Genomic DNA, 18,211 nt, shown 5'->3' on the forward strand with positions numbered 1-18,211 from the left:
GCTGCGGCGGCTATTGCGAGCTGATGTCGGCGTCTTCGCCGGAGCCGCCAGGCTGGCCGTCCTTGCCGGTCGAGAGAACCTCGTAATCACCCTTGCTGCCCGGTGCGCGGTACTGGTACGGATGGCCCCACGGGTCGAGCGGGAGACCCTTCTTCAGGTACGGTCCGTTCCACTTGCCGACGGCGGTAGGCGGCGCGTTGAGCAGCGCGTTCAAGCCCTCTTCCGTGGTCGGATAGCGGCCCACGTCCAGCCGGTAAGTGTCGAGCGATTTCCCGAACGCCTCGATCTGCGCCTTGGCGATCGTCACTTCCGACTTGCCGAGCTGGGAAAAATACTTCGGACCGACGTAGGCCGCCAGCAGCCCAATGATCACGATGACCACCAGCAGCTCGAGCAAGGTGAAGCCCGGCTGCGCGTGGCGGCGGGTGACGATCGTGGACATGGCACACTCCTGAATGTTGCTTTTTTGAAAGACTTAAAAGGCTAGCATGCCCAACAAGCCTAGAGAATGCGAAAGCAGCTCGAAACTGTTGAAGCTGCAAGGGATACCCCAAGCGTGGGGGCGGAATTAGTTGCGCGAACACGAATCCTGATGCGAGCTAAACGAATTGTCACAAAATCCGTCGCGGTCGCGCCACATTGTCGAGCAATTAGGGGGTTGCGGCTGGAAATCAATTTCCCACCATCATCACTTAACGTGCAGCATCTTCGCTCATCAGTATTTCAAATGTTCAATATTTACACGTAACCAACAAAAAACAGATTGATTTGCGGAAAGTTTCCAGCCTACAATCCGGACGTTGAATAGCTGAGTTAGCGAACGTCCCATGAAAACTATCCGCATCCTGCTCCCGATCGCCATCGCCACCCTGCTGAGCGCCTGTGGCGCCAATATGGAAGACGGCAGCACCCGCACCGTCGTGGTGAGCCAGTCGGTCGGCGTGCAGGCCGACACCACTGCTACTGCCCAGCCGGTGACCCAGGTCGCTGCGGCACAGGCGCCGAATCCCTACGGTCCGCCGCAGCCGCCGGTGATGGGGCCGAATATGCCGGAGCCGGATTGTGCGGCAGATGGTTGCCACGCCGTGCGGGTGATCGATGAGAATCTGGAAGTGGCGCACCTGGCGGCGGTGCGTCGTGCGGCCGCGCAGGAAGCGGGGCAGCCGGGCGCTTGAAGCCTCTTCAAGCGTATCGATTGTGCATAGGAAATGGGGTTCCCGCGTGCGCGGGAACGACGCTCTCACTTAAGACGACGCCATTTGCTATCTGCGCCCCTCTGCTCAGCGCCGATGATATGGCGCGGCGAGCGGCTCGCCGATGAATAATCCCTGCGTCGGCCACGCCACGCTCTTCCAGTAGGCTTCGATAGCGCTTGCGCCTTGCACGTAGTGCTGCAGCAGCACGGTTGGATTCGGGAATTTTTGCCAGAAGCTGCAGGGCTCGCTCACGGTGCCGTAACTGGCGGTGGCGCCCGCCTCCAGCCAGCGCAGGCTGCTCATCTGTCCGTCACCCAGCAGGTCGCCGCCGAAGGAAGTCAGATGGTCCGCCAACGCGCCCGGGCGGAACTTGAGCGTGTCGAGCTTGTCCACCTGCGCCATTCCCGTTTCGTAGATCATGATGTCGCTGGCGCCTTCCAGCACGTCGGCCGCCATGCGCTTGGTGACCAGCTTGCGCGCGTCGAACCTGCCGTTCGGCGGGAAGAACAGCGCGCGCGAATTGCGCGCCGTCTCGGACGTGGTCAGGTAGTAGGCGGTGGCCGGCACCATTCGAAACCCACTGCTGACACCGCGGTCGATCACGGCCTTGGCCAGTTCCACCGAACCCGCCGGCAGCAGCATCGAGATGCGCATCTTGAAATCGGTATAGGGCTGCGCAGACTTCGAATTGAAATACGGGCTCGGACTGCTCCGCGCACAGGTACGCGCGCACAGGGTCGGGTCGAAGCCGGAGGTGTACGCGCCCGTGATCGAATTGCACTCCACCGCGTACGGCGCGGTCCAGATCATCAGCACCGCCTGTACCTGCGGGCCAAGCCTGGCGTCGATCTCTTCCTTCAGCTCGTGAAAGCGCGGCGCGCTCAGCTTGCGCGGCTTGCCCGGGATGCGCACGTGCACCACGTTGGCCCGCGGTATGGCGCGCCGCTTTCGGTAATACTCCCCTACTTCCACGCTGTTCGGATCGTCGTCGTTGATGACGATGCCCAACTGACGCGGCTGCAGTGCGCTTTCGGCCGCGAACTGAAGCTGGGCGCGCGCAGCGCCAGCGTAAGCAAACAAGGCAAGCAAAAGGATCAGGACGCGACGCAAGCTCTGGGTCATGGGCATCGAATGGATGAAGTAACACTCCACCCCATCATGCCACAGCCCGGCTGAAAGCCCCTACACGCCTCGCTTGCGCCGCAGCAGCGCGAACAAGCCGAGGCCGGCCGCGAACATGGCTGGCGCCGGCAGCTCGGGCACCGGCGACAAGGTGTACATCTGGAACGCGTCGATGTGGAACAACTGCGCGCCGAGCGAGCGGTCGATGATGCTCTTGCCTTCATCCGCCGGGTCGCCGTAGCTGAGCTGCCAGGAGAACGCGGTATCGAGCTTGTCGTTGACGTACAGGTCGGCCCCGGAGCCGAACACCGGCCCGACCTTGGACGCGTTGTAGGTCTGGTGCAGCCCCTGGCTGGGGAACATGTAGGTGGTCGGCACCTGGCGGTACACGACCGAATCCGTCAGGTTGAAGACAAAGGCGGTGCGCTCGGCGTCGGTCGGCGTCAGGTGCCAGCCGTCCGTCGAGGACCAGCTTTGCGGGTTGTAGGCGCCGACCAGCCATGATGCGCCGGCCGGGTCGCTCACCTGGAGCAGCGCGAAGGTGGCGCCTTTGCCGTCGGCGGCGGCGTGGAAATCGAGCGAGCTGGCGCCGCGCGTGGCGCTGAAGATTTCGGTGAAGTTCTGGTTGCCGGCGCCGAGCCAGCTTTCGAGTTGGGCTTCGCGGAAAGGATCAAGGAGGCCGGTACTGCCTTGCGCCGCGGCGAGACTGCAGGTGCACGCGAGCGCAGCGCTGATGAACAAGAACTTCATGATCGGACTCCGATCAGGCAACGACGACTTCATTGTAGCGCCGCGCTTGGGTGCCGCCCGCACGCTTGCTCGGGACCGTGGCGGCACGGACACAGGGCAACGCCCGCGCCGGCGCGCGGGCCATGCCTGATGCCTCAGGCGCGCTGGTAGATGTCCTCGAAGCGGACGATGTCGTCCTCGCCAAGGTAGCTGCCCGACTGCACTTCGATGATATGCAGCGGCAGCTTGCCCGGGTTTTCCAGGCGATGGTTCATGCCGATCGGGATATAGGTCGATTCGTTTTCGGACAGCAGGCTGACCTTGTCGCCGCAGGTCACGCGCGCGGTGCCCGACACCACCACCCAGTGCTCGGCACGGTGGTGGTGCATCTGCAGCGACAGCTTCTCGCCCGGCTTGACCGTGATGCGCTTGACCTGGAAGCGCTCGCCCGAATCGATGCCTTCGTAGTGGCCCCACGGACGATAGACGCGGGTGTGGTGCAGGTGCTCGGTGCGCGCTTGCGACTTGAGGTGGTCGACCACCTGCTTGACGCGCTGCACCTGGTCCTTGTGCGCGACCAGCACCGCGTCGCCGGTTTCCACCACCACCAGGTCTTTGACGCCGACCACGGCCACGATGCGGCTCTCGGCGCGCACCAGGGAGTTGGAGACATTGTCCAGGTAGACGTCGCCGCGCTTGGCATTGCCGTTGGCGTCGCGCTGCTGCACTTCCCACAGCGCCGACCATGAGCCGACGTCGTTCCAGCCGATGTCGGCCGGCACCACCACGGCGTCGCGGGTGCGCTCCATCACGGCGTAGTCGATCGAATCCGAGGGGCTGCCGGTGAAGGCGGCCTCGTCCAGGCGGCAGAAGTCGAGGTCACGGTAGCCGGTGCGCACGGCGGCCTCGGCGGCGGCCGCGATCCCGGGCTTGAAGTGCGCCAGCTCGGTCAGGTATTTGGATGCCTGGAACATGAACATGCCGCTGTTCCAGTAGTAGCCGCCATCGGCGAGGAAGGCTTCGGCGGTGGCCGCATCCGGCTTCTCGACAAAGCGGTCGACGGTGAAGCAGTCGTCCACCAGCGGCAGCGGTTCGCCGCGGCGGATGTAGCCGTAGCCGGTTTCCGGCGCATTCGGCACGATGCCGAAGGTGGCGAGCTGGCCACGCTGCACCAGCGGCCAGGCGCGCCCGACCGCGGCCTGGAAGGCGTCGCGGTCTTCGATGACGTGGTCAGCCGGCAGCACCAGCATCACGGCATCCGGATCGATGGCCTGCAGGTAGTTGGCGGCGGCCGCCACCGCCGGCGCGGTATTGCGCCCGACGGGTTCGAGCAGGATGCCCAGCGGCGTGATGCCGGCTTCGCGCATCTGCTCGGCCACCATGAAGCGGTGGTCGTTGCCGCACACCACCAGCGGCGCCATCAGGCCGGGCCAGCCAGCCACCCTCAACGCGGTTTCCTGCAGCATCGTGTGATCGGACACGAGCGGCAGCAGCTGCTTGGGCAGCGCGGCGCGCGACAGCGGCCACAAACGGGTTCCGGCACCGCCGGAGAGGATGACTGGATAGATTTTCATGCGCTTACTTTCTCTAAACTGGCGGAATCGTTCGCGACTTCCTTGCGGCTCGCGTGGCGCCGGTCGCGGGCATTGAGCCATTCCTCGGACTTGTACTCCGAAGCATGTTTCATCTGGCCTGCGCGGTCGACGCTGTAGTCCTTGAACACGATCATTTCGTGCAATGAGACATCATTTAGAACGCGAGTATATTCGAACAATACGCTCCGCACGATTTCCGCGCCTTCACAAATGTGGCTGCCGTGCCCGATCCAGGTCGGGCCGACGATGGAAACGCCCGATTCGATGCGCACGCCCGAGCCGATGTAAACCGGGCCGGTGATCTTGGTGCCGTTCCACTCGATGCTGGTGTTCAGGCCCACCCACAGCCCCGGCTCGATCTGGATGCCGGGCACGTCCATATTGTTGACTTCGCCGGTCAGCACGTTCTGCAGCACTTCCCAGTAGTCGCCGACACTGCCGATGTCGAGCCAGTTGAACGGGCGCTTTTGCGCATAGAAGGGCATGCCCTTCTCGGCCAGCAGCGGGAACAGCTCGGAGCCGATGTCGAAGGGAACCCCGGACGGGATCAGGTCGATCACCTCGGGTTCGAAAATATAGATGCCGGTACTGATGAAATTGGACAGCGCTTCTTCCTGCCTGGGCTTTTCCTGGAACTTGGTGATGCGGCCGTTGTCATCAGTGACGACCACGCCGTAGGAGGACACCTTGTCCCACGGTACTTCGCGCGTGATGACCGAGGCCAGCGCGCCCTTGCGCCGGTGTTCCAGCAGCGCGGCCTTGAGGTCGAGGTCGATCAGGGCGTCGCCGCACAGCACGATGGTGGTGTCGTCGAAGAAGCCGCCGAAATCCTGGATTTTCTTCATGCCGCCGGCCGAGCCGATCGGCTGGGCCACGACTTCGCCGCCGTCGGTGGTATAGCCTTCGAAGGAGTAACCGATCTGTACGCCGAACTGGTGCCCCTCGCCGAAATACTCTTCGATCTTTTCATGCAGGTGACTGACGTTCACCATGATCTCGGTGATGCCGAATTTGTGCAGATGCTCCACGAGGTAAGCCATCACCGGCTTGCCCAGCAGGGGGATCATCGGTTTCGGCAGGTCGTACGTAAGCGGGCGCACACGGGTGCCCTTGCCTGCCGCAAGAATCATTGCTTTCATTAGACCGTCCTTATGACCGTTACTTCGGTGTTGTCTGGTAGTGCCACACGTCGGCACACATTTGCGCGATATCGCGCTCGGCGGTCCAGCCCAGTTCGTCGCGCGCCTTGCTGGGATCGGCATAGCACTTCGCGATATCGCCCGGACGGCGGTCAACGATTTGATAGGGAATCTTGCGCCCCGACGCCTGTTCGAAGGCGCGCACCATTTCCAGCACGCTGTTGCCGCGCCCGGTTCCCAAATTGTACGTAACTATGCCGGCGCCTGTCGCCAGCTTGTCGAGCGTCTTGACGTGCCCGATCGCGAGGTCGACCACGTGGATATAGTCGCGCATGCCGGTGCCGTCCGGGGTCGGGTAATCGCCGCCGTAGACCGACAATTGTTGGCGCTGGCCAGTGGCCACCTGGGCGATGTAGGGCACGAGGTTGTTGGGAATGCCGCTCGGCTCTTCGCCGATCAGGCCGCTCTCGTGGGCGCCCACCGGGTTGAAGTAGCGCAGCAGCGCGATGCGCCAGTCCGGCTCCGCCTTGATGAGGTCGCGCAGGATGTCTTCGATCATCAGCTTGCTGCGGCCGTAGGGGTTGGTGGCGGACAGCGGGAAGTCTTCGCGGATCGGCACCGAGGCCGGGTCGCCGTACACCGTGGCGGACGAGCTGAACACGATGGTCTGGACGCGGAACTTGGCCATGGTCTCGAACAGCACTACGCTGCCGGAGACGTTGTTGTCGTAGTAGCGCAGCGGCTGCGCGACCGATTCGCCGACCGCCTTCAGGCCGGCGAAGTGGATCACGGCGCCGACCTGGTGCTTGCCGAAGACGCCTTCCATGCCTTCGCGGTCGCGGATGTCGACCTGCTCGAAGTCGATCGGCTTGCCGGCGATGTGTTCGATGCGCTGCTTGACCGAAGCTTGCGCGTTGCAAAGGTTATCGACCACCACCACCTCGTGGCCGACCTTGAGGAGTTCGACGACGGTGTGCGAGCCGATGTAGCCCATGCCGCCGGTGACCAGGATTTTCATGTGTTGCTCTCTTTTCTCTACAGTTTGATTCGTCGTTCCCGCGCAGGCGGGAACCCATGCTGAGCATCCCGTCACGCGGTCTATGGGTTCCCGCCTCCGCGGGAACGACGATGGTGGATGGGAGCCTGCGGCTAAGACCTCCGCGCCGCCTCCTTAATGAACAGCCAGATGAAGGCCATGTCGTCGATGAAGTAGCGCCGGAACATGCGGCGCGGCTCTTGCAGGAAGCGGTAGAACCACTCCAGCCCCGACTTCTGCATCCACAGCGGCGCGCGCCGCACGCGGCCGATCGCGACGTCGAAGGTGCCCCCCACACCCATCGCGAACGGGATCTTCATCTCGGCCTGGTATTTGCCAAGGAACTGTTCCTTCTTCGGCGAACTGATCGCCACGAACAAGAGGTCGGCGCGGCTGTCGCGGACCTGGCGCGCCACCTCCGCTTCCTCCGCCTCGCCTTTCCAGTAGCCGTTGCGGTAGCCGGCCAGCGCCAGGCGCGGATACTTGCGCTGGTAGGTCTCGGCCACCTTGCTCACCACTTCCTCGCGCGCGCCCAGCAGGAACACGCGCCAGCCCTTTTCGCCGGCGCGCTGCATCAGCGCCTCGAACAGGTCGACACCGGCCACGCGCTCCTTGAGCGGCTTGCCGAGCAGGCGCGAGGCCCACACCACCGGCATCCCGTCGGCATTGACCAGCGCGCAGTCATTGATGATCTGCCGCAGTTCCGCGTCGCGGCTGGCCTTGACGAGCTTGTCGACATTGACCACCACGTGCTGGTGCGGCCGGCCCGACTGGATGAACTGCTCGATGCGGCCGAGCGTTTCCTCCATCGACAGATTGTCGACCTGGCAGCCCATCAGCGTGATGCGCCCGCTCACCGGAGTTCCTCGGCGAGGATGGCGACGATGCGTTCGGCGGCCTTGCCGTCCCACAGCTGCGGGCGGCGGCCCTGCTTGCCCTGGCCGCGCAGCACGCGGTGCGCTTCCGCGACGATTTTTTTCGGATCGGTGCCGGCCAGGACGTTGGAGCCCTCTTCCACCGTCACCGGCCGCTCCGTGTTTTCGCGGATCGTGATGCAGGGCACGCCGAGCGCGGTGGTTTCTTCCTGCAGGCCGCCGCTGTCGGTCAGCACCACGGCCGCGTCCTTCCACAGGTTGAGGAAGGCCATGTAGGCCTGCGGCCCGGCCAGCGTGACATTGGGGCCGAGGTCGATGCCGAACTTGTCGATGTTGGCGCGGGTGCGCGGGTGCACCGGGAAGATCAGCGGCAGTTCCACCGCGATGTCCTTGAGCGCGCCGGCGATGCGGGCGAAGGTCGCGGGATCGTCGACATTGCTCGGGCGGTGCAGGGTGACCACGCCGTAGCGGCCACCCTTCTCCTTCTGCGCGGCCTTGAACGCGGCGGCTTCGGCGTCATCGGGTGCGCCGGTGCGCGACAGCTTGTCGGCCTGGTACAGCACGTTGTCGACCATCACGTGGCCGACGTAGTGGATCTTGTCGTCCGACTTGCCCTCGCGCCGCAGGTGCTGCACCGCGGATGGCTCGGTGACGAAGAACCAGTCCGAGATGCTGTCGGTAACGAGCCGGTTGATTTCCTCGGGCATGGCCATGTCGAAGCTGCGCAGGCCGGCCTCGACGTGGGCCACCCGGATGTTGAGCTTCTTGGCGACGATCGAGCAGGCCAGCGTGGAATTGACGTCGCCCACCACCAGTACCGCATCGGGCCGCTCGGTGGTACACAGTTCCTCGAAGCCGAGCATGATCTTGGCGGTCTGGGCCGCATGGCTGCCGCCGCCGGCGGCCATGAACACATCCGGCTGCGGGATGCCCAGCTCCTCGAAGAACACGTCGTTCATTTCGCGGTCGTAGTGCTGTCCCGTGTGGATGATCTTGAAGGCCAGCGCGCCGCTCGCCTGCAGGGCGCGCACGATGGGCGCGATCTTCATGAAATTCGGGCGGGCACCGGCGATAAGGTAGAGCAGCGGACGATTGTTTTTCATATTTCACAACAGGTTGATGGTGAAGCGGCACTCGACCGGCACAGCCGACGATACCGCTGTGATCCGAAGTACGTCGCACGGTTCCTTCGACTCGTAGCTGCGCGAGGCCCAGCCGAGCGGCGGATGCTCGGCGCCGCGCACCAGTTCCAGCTGGAGGCCGGCGCCGCTGACCTGCAGTTGCAAGGTGAACGCCTTGCCGCGCGCCACCAGTTCGCTGCCGGCCAGGCGCACGTCCAGCGCGGGCGCAAAATGCCAGAACAGCTCGACCTGGTGCGGACGGCGCGCGGTCACCTCGTCGCGCACCACGAGGGTGCCGCCGGCGCCATCGAAGCGCACGCTGCGCACGTGGCGCGCCGGGTCGGCCAGGCGCCGGTAGCCGTCGTGGGAGCCACGAAAGTCGAAATCCTGCGGCGATTGCGGCATGCGCTCGATCGTGGCGAGCGCCTTGCGCAGCCACATGAAGCGGCCGCCGGACACCGACTGGTCGAGCCGGTCCACGCGCACCGTGTTGTGGGCCGCGGTGCCGCGGAAGTAGTCGCGCCACTTCTTCGCCTGCCAATAGGAATAGGTGCCGGGATCGATCAGGCATTCCTCCCCCGCCACCGACAAGGTGAGCGCCAGCGCGTCCGCATGGCCGTGGGCGGCGATGCCGAGGTAGCCCAGCGGGCCGCAGTCGAGCACGCCCTTGATCTCGCGCGGGGTGCCGAAACCGGAACCGAACAGCAGGTAGCCGCCATCCGGGAAGCACCAGCCGGTCGCGGCTTCCCGGGTGCCGGTGTCCGGGCGCGGGCCGGGCAAGGTATGCAGCAGCCAGCGCACGCCGGGGGCGTCGGTGCCGCCGCCAAACACCGCATCGCCCAGCGCCAGCAGCTGGGCCGCGCGGCCGTTGCCGGCGGCGTCGAGGCGAAACACGGCGCCGTCGTCGGCATCGCCGATGCGCGGCACATGGCCGCCGGCGTCCGTCACCGAGCGCAGGAAGCGCAGCGCGCGCTGCAGCACCGTCCAGTAGCCGGGCGCGAAAGGATCGCCGCAGGCTTGCCCCAGCAGGCCGGCGAGGAACAGGAATTCGCAGGCGAACACGTGGTAGGCAAGGGCCTGCTCGCGGTTGACGCCGTCGCGCGAAAACTGGGCCCGGGCCTCGGCTTCGAGCTCGCGTTTGGCGAGCGCCTGCCAGCCGCGCGATGCGCGCCAGCAGGGCCAGGTGACGGCGGCCACGTACAAGCCGGCCAGTTCGCCGATCAGGTGATTGTTGGCCGACGAATGGCGCGACAGGTGGCGCGTGATGCTGCGGCAATGGGCGTGGATGCTGGCCAGCCAGTCGGCCTTGAGGCGCGCGCCGTCCGCGCCCGCGAACAAGGGCCCGGCCTCGCCGCCGCACAGCTGCCAGATCAGGCGCCAGTTGATCAGGCGGATCCCCAGTTCGAGCGAGCTGGCCCAGTTGGGGCCGATGGACGGCGGGCACTGGTCGAGCCAGCTGCGTAGCTGCGCCGCCAGTGCCGCGGTCCAGCGCGCGTCGCCGCTGATGGCCCAGGCCTGCGCCAGGCGCACCAGGTGCAAGTGGCGGTTCAGCTCCCAGATATGCTTGATGTCGCCGACCCGGTCGCGGTAGGTGATCGGGATGTCGCCCGAGAACACCGACGGTGCCACGATGCCGGTTTCCGGGTCGCGGTTCCACAGCGGCGGCGCGCCGACGTCGTAGCGGCGGTCGGCGAACAGCAGGACGCGGCCGGCCAGGATACATTCGGCGTCCCGCAGCAGCGCCGCGCGCTCGCCCTCGTCCAGCGGCGGGGCCCCGCGCGGCGCGAGCGCGAGCGCGCGCGGCAGCGGTGCCGGCGCCGCGTTGCCGTCGAGCCGGCGCGCCAGCTTGGTGACGGCCACTTGTTGCACCCGGTAGCCGATCTCGGCCACCGACATGCAGCGCAAGCGATTGACCAGCCAGGTCACGCGTGCCAAGCCACTCGTTCTTCCCTCCAGCTCGTGGTAGAGGTCGGCGATCCGGTCGATCACCGCGCCGGCTTCGAAGTCGCGCGCGATCGTGGCGCGCGCCCGCGCGCCCAGTTCGCGGCGGCGCTGGTCGTCGTCGAGCAGGCTGCCGAGCGCCGCGGCCAGGCCGGCCACATCGCCCGGCGCCACCAGCAGGCCGTTGTCGCCATCCCGCACGGCATGGGGGATCCCGCCGACGCTGGTGGCGACGACGGCCTTGCCGGCCGCCATCGCTTCCAGCATGGCCATCGGCAGGCCTTCCGCATGGGAAGGCAGGCAGAACATCGCCGCGCGCGCCAGCTCGGCCTGCTTGTCGGCGCCGCTGAGCCAGCCCAGGAACTGCACGCGGTCGGCGATGCCGAGCGCTTCGGCGCGGCGGCGCACCGCCTCGACTTCGCCCTGGCCGCCAATGGCCAGCACCGCCTGCGGATGGCGCGGCGCCAGCAGCGCCAGCGCTTCCAGCAATTCATAGATGCCCTTGCGTGGCTCGATCTGGCCCAGGAACACGATGCGGCCCGGCTCGGCCTCGGTGCGGGAGGCGGGCGGCAGCGGCACCGAATTCGGGATCACGATCACGCGCGCGCCCGGCGCCAGGCGGCGCAGGAAATCGGCCCAGTGCGGCGACAGCGCGATCACGACCGAGGTCGCCTGCAGGGTGTGGCGGATCCAGCGCCGCAGCAGCGGGCTGGCCTGCTGTTCGGCGTAGCGGTCGAAGCAGGCCCCGTGCAGGTGGAACACGGTGCGGCAGCCGGCGCCGCGTGCCACCGCCAGCAGCAGCGACTTGCGCAGGAAGCTGGCGTTGGAGGCCGCATGCACGTGCACGACCTGGGGCCGCCGGAACAGGCAAATGCCCAGCGTGCGCAACAGGCCGGACAGCGCGGCGCGTGCCTTGGCGCCGCGGCCGCCATCGGCGTGGGTGGCGACGTAGCGCACCTGCTCGCGCTCGAACAGGCCGCCCGCGCGCAACATCGATACCACGGTGGCGACACCGCCGCGCCCGTCGAGCGCGGTGCCGAGCATCAGGACGCGCGCCTTGCCGCTCACGCGTCCGCCCCCGTTACCGCTTGCTGCCGTCTCTGTATGCGCATGGTCTTATAAAATAAACAATATTTTTGATAGTACATTATTGTTACGCCGATAGGGCGCACGCTTCACATATCCGGGGCGATGAACTCGAATTTGCCGTTGGGGCCGCGGGGAATGGCGTCCACCCGCTCCACCGTGACGTCGGCGCCCGGCACGCGCCGCAGGAAGCTGCCGATCAGGGCCGCCTCGTCGGCGGCGGCAAAACACGCGGTCGGGACCACGCGCAGCACGAAGCGGGCGGCGCCGCGGTAGCGCACCTGGCCTGCGACCAGGACGTGGTCATGGCCCTGGAAGACGCGGTCCAGGCGCGCCAGGCGGCGGCCATCGGGCAGGGTCAGGGTGCATTCCTCGCGGCCGGGCGCGGCCGCCGGCGAGCGGCGGTCGAGGGGCGTGGCCGGCCGCGGCGCGGCGGCGCGCAGGCGCTGGTAGGCGCGCGCCACGCGCTTGCCGAGGATGGCGTAGCTACGGTGGCTGCGCACCCAGCCGGGGCCGCCCGCGGCCAGGCTGGCGGCCAGTTCGCGGTCGCGCAGCAGGCGCAAGGTGGCGTCGGCGAAGGCGTCGGCCGCCATCGGCACGCACAGCCCTGCCCCGCTCTGCTCGATGACCAGCCGCTGGTCGGGGATGTCGTTGGCAACGCTGGGGATGCCGAGCGCCAGGTATTCGACCAGCTTGGTGGGCGAGGACACGTCGAACAGGGCGCCGCGCGGAATCGGCGACAGGCCGACCTCGGCGCGCACCGCGTAGCCGAGCGCGGCTTCCTGCGGCAGCCAGCCGGTCAGCAGGACGTGGCCGGCCAGGTCGCGGCGGTCGAGCTCGGATCGCATCCAGTCCATCTCGTCGCTGGACGCCGCGGCGCCGGCGATGACCAGCAGGCTGTCGGGCATGGCGGCGCGCAGCCGTTCGGCGACGTCGAACAGGAAATCGGACCGGCGGGCGCGCGCCACGCGGCCCAGGTACAGCACCACGCGGCGCCCGTCGAGGCGTGGATCGGCGGCGGGTGCGATGCGGGCGCGGTCGAAGCGCGCGCCATCGACGCCCATCGGCACCGGCGTCATGCGCGCGCGCGCGAAGCCCCGGTCCGCCAGCCAGGCGGCCATGGCCTCGCTCTGCACGAAGATGTGGCGCGCGCCCGGCAGCACCAGCCGGTAGAGGACGAAGCGCGACAGCGCCGCGCGCAGCGCGTGGGCCGGCCAGCTGCGGCGGCCGGCGCGGCGCAGGTCGTCGCGCCGCGCCTCGAAGCCTTCGACGATCGGGAACGACATCCAGTACACGAAGGGGACGCGCAGCACGGCGGCGGCGAGGCGGCCCAGCAGGCCGCTGGCGATCTTGTCGCGCACCTGGATGATGTCGGGCCGCGCGCGGCGGCAGGCGCGCCACAGGCCGCGCAGGTCCCACCAGGCCGACAGCAGGCTGGCGCGGCGCGAGGACAGCCGGCCCACCGCGTGCATGGCGCCGGCGCGCCACGGCTGCGCCGGCGCAGCGCCGGCCTGCCCGATCAGTTCGGACGTGATGCCGTAGCGCGGAAGTTCGTCGCCGAACAGGGTCAGCACATCGGCCCGGGCCGGCGGCAACGGGTCGCGGATAATGAAGGCAATGTTGGTCGGCGCCTGGCGCATGGAGCACGGTCCTGGAAGCGAAATACCGTGTCCGATTTTATCTTACGCGCCAAGGCGCACGTTTCATGAAATTCAACGCCATGTGCGGTGCTTAACGCAAGCCGATACAGGCCTTGCCGCGGCTGGGCCGACAGCGTAAAAAAAGGTTCACCCCGGAAATCGCCGTAAAAAAAATCCTCCCGGGCGCGCGGCCGCGGGAGGATCGTGGCGCGGGCCGGTCTTGCCGGTCCGCACGGCGCGGGGGCGCTTAGTTCAGGGTAAGCGACTGGCCGCCGACGGTCACGGTCCTGACGCCGTTGCTGGTGCTGATGCTCACGGCCGGGCGCAGGCAGCCCGGATCGACCAGGACCAGGAACTCGTTGACCGTGTTGGCGCTGCCCTTCAGGTAGAAGGCGCCGTGGTCTTCGACGGTGCCGCTCTTGGCGGCCGGGCCGGTCCACTTGGCGAAGTTCACGTTGGTGTTCAGCGAGCGCACGCACACCGACTGGGTGCCGTTCACGACCTTGACGCTGGTCGGGCTTTCCACGGTCATGATCACCGGGGTGTTCATGTTCCACTCGTAGGTGTGGGCCACGGTAGCAGACAGCTTGTCGCGCACCAGCATCGCATTGCCGGCGTTACGCAGGTTCCAGACCTGGCGCTTGGCCATGGTCAGGGCGCCGGCATAGGCCGGGGTGGCGTCGCCTTCGACGAAGTCGTAGGCCGAGGTGGCCGAGAAGGCACTGATGCGGCCGTTGTTCTGCAGGGTCTCGCGATAGCCCGCCACGTTCTGGCCGACACCGCCGTCAAAGGTGATGCCGTTGGTCGAGCGGGTGATGCGGTACCAGTCGGTCCACATCGGCGAGCCGTACCAGTCGTACCAGCCGGCCTTGGACAGCAGCGGGGTACCGCCGATCGACAGCTCGATCGCGTTCTGGTCGCCGTGGCTGTGGTTGAACGAGCCGTAGGGGCTGGACTTGAAGAACATGGAAATCCGGTTGCTGCTGCTCATGTCGCTGTGCATCGCGGCCCAGCCAATGCTGGGGAAGTAGGCCGAGTTGGACGGCGCGATCTTGTACGGCACCGTGGTGATCGGCAGCGGATACGGCGCCTGCAGGCGGGTCAGCGCGTCCTCGAAGCTGTTCATATTGGTGATGTACCAGGCCGCGCGCGGCGAGTTCATGCGCGAAGCGAAAGCGGTCCAGACGCGGGCGTCGGGACCGGTTTCCTCGGCGTCGCCGAAGGCGTGGCGCTTGGCGCCGACCGGCACGAACTCGGTGGCGAAGTCGATGAAGCCATTGGCCCAGGGCTTGGCATAGAAATTGATGCCGGACGCGGCCGACAGCGGATCCCACACCGACAGCAGGATGGCGGCGGCGTATTCACCATAGGCGGTGCCGTTGGCGTAGCCGCCTTCCGGGCCGCTCCACGGGTTCGGCGCCAGCGCATAGGCGCGGAACGAGAAGTCGAACCAGGCCTGGGCGTCGGGAATGTCGCCCAGCGCCAGGGTCGAGATCAGGGTCAGGTAGCACAGCGCGGTGTTGCCGTGCGAGTCGAACGGATACTGGTCGAGGCGGCCGTTGCTGCCGGACAGGTCGTTGTAGATCTCGGTGGTGCGCACCTTGACGATGTTCAGCCAGTTGGCCTTGCGGTTTGCGTCGAGGTCGGCGGCCAGGAAGTCGATCGCCTTGAGCAGGCTGAGCGCGATCTGGCGGGTGGCCTGGTCCTGGTTGACGTAACTGGTCGGGCCGGTCGGGCTGAGCGCGGCCAGCTGGTCGCCGCGGCGAATGGCTTCATTGAAGAAGACCGGGTCCTTTTTCAGGCGCCACATCAGCGCGGCCGCCTCCAGCTGGCGGCTGGCTTCGTCGATCTTGTTGCGGATGTCCGCCTGCTGGGAGTTCATGGCGGCCGTCAGGGGCGAGCTGATGGCCAGCGGCCAGAGCGCGTCGGACAGGTTGATTTCGTTGACGATCTGCGACTTGACTTCGTTCCCCATGCGGCTGGCGTAGGCGTCGAGGTCGGCCAGCTTGGCGCTCGACCAGGTCGAATAGCTGGTGAACGAGGACGGCAGCGCGCGCGGGTGCGCCTTGGCCGCGATGGTGGCGCGCAGGGTGGCGTTGTCGGGCACCGCCCAGGTGGTCGAACGGCTGGTGATCTGGAAGGTACGCGCGGCACTCCAGTCGCTGCTGCCGGTCGGGCGCACGCGCCAGCTGTAGGTGCCGGGCGGCAATGCCTTGGACGGGAGGTACCAGTTGCGGGTCACGGTGGCGCTGACCGGCACGCCGCCGTTCGGGGTGATCTGGACTTCATAGGAGGCCGGGCCGGTCGGGTAGCGGGCCCAGGTCAGGCCGGGCGGGTTTTGCACCTGCACATCGCCGTTGGCGGGGGCGGCCTTGATGATCAGCGGATCGGTCGACTGGGCCCAATCGGCACGCGCATTGGCGCCAAACAGAAGCGACGACACGGCAAGCGCAAGGGCGAGGCCTTTTCGAGGAAACATCATGTATGGATACTCCGAGAATCGATTGACTGGACTACCGAGGGCGGCACCGCGGGGCGGCGATTTTGCATTTCCCCGAATCGCCGGGGACGCCGGGCGATGCCGATCGCGCAGAAGTGCATCCTACCGGAAACTTCTTGGCTTTGGGAAATTTACCCTTAGAAATCAAAGATTTCTCACAGATATCACACAAAAGCGACGTTCCGAAACCTCCTTGATAACGGTAATCTTTTCAGTTCGACCATACGTGTTTTCGGTCAGGCATGCCAAACTAGAAATTTAACAATTTGCGGCCTCGGCCCGCAGCGCGCGCATCCGTTTCAGGTAGCGCAGGCAGTACACGCCGAAGGCCAGCGGCGCCTGGCGCAGGTAGCGGCGGCGCACCTGGAACTCCTCCATGCGGGCCTTGATCTTGTTGGCCGAGGACACGCTGCCGGCGTGGTCGCGGAAGATGGTCAGGGGACGGTCGATGGCGGCCGGGCGCGCCACCCGGCCCAGGCGCAGCCACAGGTCGATGTCCATCGCGTACTTGAGCTGCTCGTCGAACATGCCGACCCGCTCGAACACCGCGCGGCGCAGGAACACGGCCGGGTGGGCCACGAAGGCGCGGCCGGAAGCGAAGGCACGGTAGCTGTAAGGCACCGTCGGGTAAGGCGGCACCAGCCGGCCGTCCTTGAGCACCTGGACCTTGCCGAACACCCAGTCGACCCGGTCCTGCTCGAAACGGTCCGCGACCGTGGCCAGCACGTCGTCGCTGGCGTAGTAGTCGTCCGAGTGCAGGTGGGCGATGTAGCGGCCGCGGGCGGCCTCGATGCCCTGGTTCATGGCGCGGCTGATGCCGCCGCCGACGTCGTGCAGCACGCGCTTATTGCCGGGATAGGCGGCGATCATGTCGAGGGTGCCGTCGGTCGAGCCGCCGTCGACGAAGATGTGCTCGACGTCGCGGCAGGTCTGGCGTTGCACCGAGGCCAGGGTGTCGGCCAGGGTGGCGGCGCTGTTCCAGGTGCAGGTGACGATCGAGAAAGTGGGTTCAGTCGGCATAACAGTCCAGTATCTTGGGAATTGCGTGGTAGACGTCCATCGGGAAGGCGTCCGGCAGGCTGGGCTCGACCGGATCGGTTTGCAGCAGGCCGGCCAGCAGGCCGACCAGCCGCGGCATGTCTTGCGCCAGCTGCAGCTGGCCCTCGTAGTACTGGTAGGCGGCCAGCTCGGCCGAGCCACCGTGGGCCAGCGCCACGCAGGGCTTGCCCAGCGCCAGCGCTTCAAGGATGGTGGTGGCGCAGGGTTCCTCGCACACCGAGGGCACCACGCAGACGTGGGCCTCGGCCGAGCGGCGGATCACTTCGTCATTCGGGCGCCAGCCGAGGAAGCGCACCTGTTCGTTGCCGTAGCGCTGCTCCAGCGCGGCGCGCTCGGGGCCGTCGCCGATGATGGTGACTTGCGCACCCGGCGGCAGGCGGCCCGCGGCGGCAGCCAGGAATTCGCCGAAGCCCTTGCCGGCGTCGATGCGGCCGACCAGCAGCGCCACGCCGCGCCGCACCGGGCCGGCGGACTCGGCCTGCGCCTTCAGGTTCGGGTAGCTGATGAAATTGTGGATCACGCGGCTGCGCCGCAGGTCGGCGTCCGGCACCGCACGCAGGAAGGCCTGGCGCAGGAAGTCGGACACGAAGATGGTCTTGTGGCGCGCGAAGGCGTCGGCGGTCAGGCGCCGGTAGCGCTCGACGGCGTGGCCGGACAGCGCGCTGCGCAGCGCGCCGGGCGCGCGGTGGATGCAGCCGGCGCAGTCAGCCGCGCGCACCGTGGCGCAGGGGTGGCCATCCTTGATGCGCAGGTGGATCACGCATTCGCTGCCCTGGTCGTGGCGGGTCTGCACGAAGTTCAGCTGCGGGTCGACGTAGCGCCCGGCCAGCGGCAGGTGGCCGTGGTAGTGCACCACGTCGTAGTCGCCGCCGTGGCGCTCGATGGCGCGCGCGATGCGGTGCGCGAAGAAGGGCCGCTTGTAGGGATTGAAGAAGCCCAGCTGCAGTTCCTTCCAGCCGAGGTGGGTGAAGCCGAAGCCCGGCAGCACGCGGCCGCGAAAGCCGATCTGGCGCGCGCTGGCGTGGTTGACGTCCTCGGCGCGGCCCAGGATGTCGACGAAATGGCCGGACTCGACCAGGGCGTTGGCGAGCGTCACCACATGCTTGCCGAGGCCGCCGATGCGCTCGCCGGGCAGGTCTTCGGACACCATCAGGATGCGCATGCCCTGCCCT

At 67.0% G+C, this 18,211-nt stretch carries 14 protein-coding genes; 1 reads left to right on the plus strand and 13 read right to left on the minus strand.

Features of this window, described 5'->3' with window-relative positions:
• Positions 1-10: 10 nt before the first annotated feature.
• Entirely contained in the window at positions 11-442 is a 432-nt protein-coding gene (gene gspG / locus NX778_RS13215; protein WP_258812216.1) for a type II secretion system major pseudopilin GspG, read from the minus strand.
• Positions 443-827: 385 nt separating this feature from the next.
• On the opposite strand from gspG, the gene NX778_RS13220 reads away from it, so the two are divergent.
• On the plus strand, positions 828-1,175 hold the full coding sequence (locus tag NX778_RS13220; protein WP_258812217.1) for a hypothetical protein: 348 nt from the start codon (positions 828-830) through the stop codon (positions 1,173-1,175).
• Between the two features lie 105 nt (positions 1,176-1,280).
• Here the strand turns inward: NX778_RS13220 and NX778_RS13225 are convergent, their stop codons facing one another.
• The 12 genes from NX778_RS13225 to NX778_RS13280 all read right to left on the minus strand — a co-directional run bounded on the left by NX778_RS13225 (position 1,281) and on the right by NX778_RS13280 (position 18,201).
• The gene (locus tag NX778_RS13225; RefSeq protein WP_258812218.1) at positions 1,281-2,318 is read right to left on the minus strand and encodes a TIGR03790 family protein; all 1,038 of its coding nucleotides are present in this window, start codon (positions 2,316-2,318) and stop codon (positions 1,281-1,283) included.
• Positions 2,319-2,378: 60 nt separating this feature from the next.
• Positions 2,379-3,068, minus strand: a complete 690-nt coding sequence (locus tag NX778_RS13230) for a PEP_CTERM-anchored TLD domain-containing protein (protein ID WP_258812219.1) — start codon at positions 3,066-3,068, stop codon at positions 2,379-2,381.
• Positions 3,069-3,202: 134 nt separating this feature from the next.
• The gene (locus NX778_RS13235) at positions 3,203-4,621 is read right to left on the minus strand and encodes a mannose-1-phosphate guanylyltransferase/mannose-6-phosphate isomerase (protein WP_258812220.1); all 1,419 of its coding nucleotides are present in this window, start codon (positions 4,619-4,621) and stop codon (positions 3,203-3,205) included.
• Complete coding sequence (locus tag NX778_RS13240) at positions 4,618-5,781, minus strand: nucleotidyltransferase family protein (protein WP_258812221.1); 1,164 nt, start codon at positions 5,779-5,781, stop codon at positions 4,618-4,620. The genes NX778_RS13235 and NX778_RS13240 overlap by 4 nt, the downstream gene beginning before the upstream one ends.
• Positions 5,782-5,800: 19 nt before the next feature.
• Positions 5,801-6,799, minus strand: a complete 999-nt coding sequence (galE, locus tag NX778_RS13245) for a UDP-glucose 4-epimerase GalE (protein ID WP_258812222.1) — start codon at positions 6,797-6,799, stop codon at positions 5,801-5,803.
• Positions 6,800-6,930: 131 nt separating this feature from the next.
• Complete coding sequence (locus NX778_RS13250; RefSeq protein ID WP_258812223.1) at positions 6,931-7,674, minus strand: WecB/TagA/CpsF family glycosyltransferase; 744 nt, start codon at positions 7,672-7,674, stop codon at positions 6,931-6,933.
• The gene (gene wecB / locus NX778_RS13255) at positions 7,671-8,795 is read right to left on the minus strand and encodes a non-hydrolyzing UDP-N-acetylglucosamine 2-epimerase (RefSeq protein ID WP_258812224.1); all 1,125 of its coding nucleotides are present in this window, start codon (positions 8,793-8,795) and stop codon (positions 7,671-7,673) included. Before wecB ends, NX778_RS13250 begins: the two co-directional genes overlap by 4 nt.
• Before the next feature lie 3 nt (positions 8,796-8,798).
• The gene (locus NX778_RS13260) at positions 8,799-11,822 is read right to left on the minus strand and encodes a heparinase II/III domain-containing protein (protein WP_258812225.1); all 3,024 of its coding nucleotides are present in this window, start codon (positions 11,820-11,822) and stop codon (positions 8,799-8,801) included.
• Between the two features lie 107 nt (positions 11,823-11,929).
• Entirely contained in the window at positions 11,930-13,480 is a 1,551-nt protein-coding gene (locus NX778_RS13265) for a glycosyltransferase (protein ID WP_258812226.1), read from the minus strand.
• A 247-nt stretch (positions 13,481-13,727) separates the two neighbouring features.
• Complete coding sequence (locus NX778_RS13270) at positions 13,728-15,962, minus strand: heparinase II/III domain-containing protein (protein WP_258812227.1); 2,235 nt, start codon at positions 15,960-15,962, stop codon at positions 13,728-13,730.
• Between the two features lie 276 nt (positions 15,963-16,238).
• Entirely contained in the window at positions 16,239-17,000 is a 762-nt protein-coding gene (locus NX778_RS13275; RefSeq protein ID WP_258812228.1) for a glycosyltransferase family 2 protein, read from the minus strand.
• Positions 16,990-18,201: a glycosyltransferase family 4 protein gene (locus NX778_RS13280; protein WP_258812229.1), complete on the minus strand. Its 1,212-nt coding sequence runs from the start codon at positions 18,199-18,201 to the stop codon at positions 16,990-16,992. The genes NX778_RS13275 and NX778_RS13280 overlap by 11 nt, the downstream gene beginning before the upstream one ends.
• Positions 18,202-18,211 lie beyond the last annotated feature (10 nt).

It is taken from the genome of Massilia terrae, assembly GCF_024753145.1.
GTDB lineage: Bacteria > Pseudomonadota > Gammaproteobacteria > Burkholderiales > Burkholderiaceae_D > Telluria > Telluria terrae.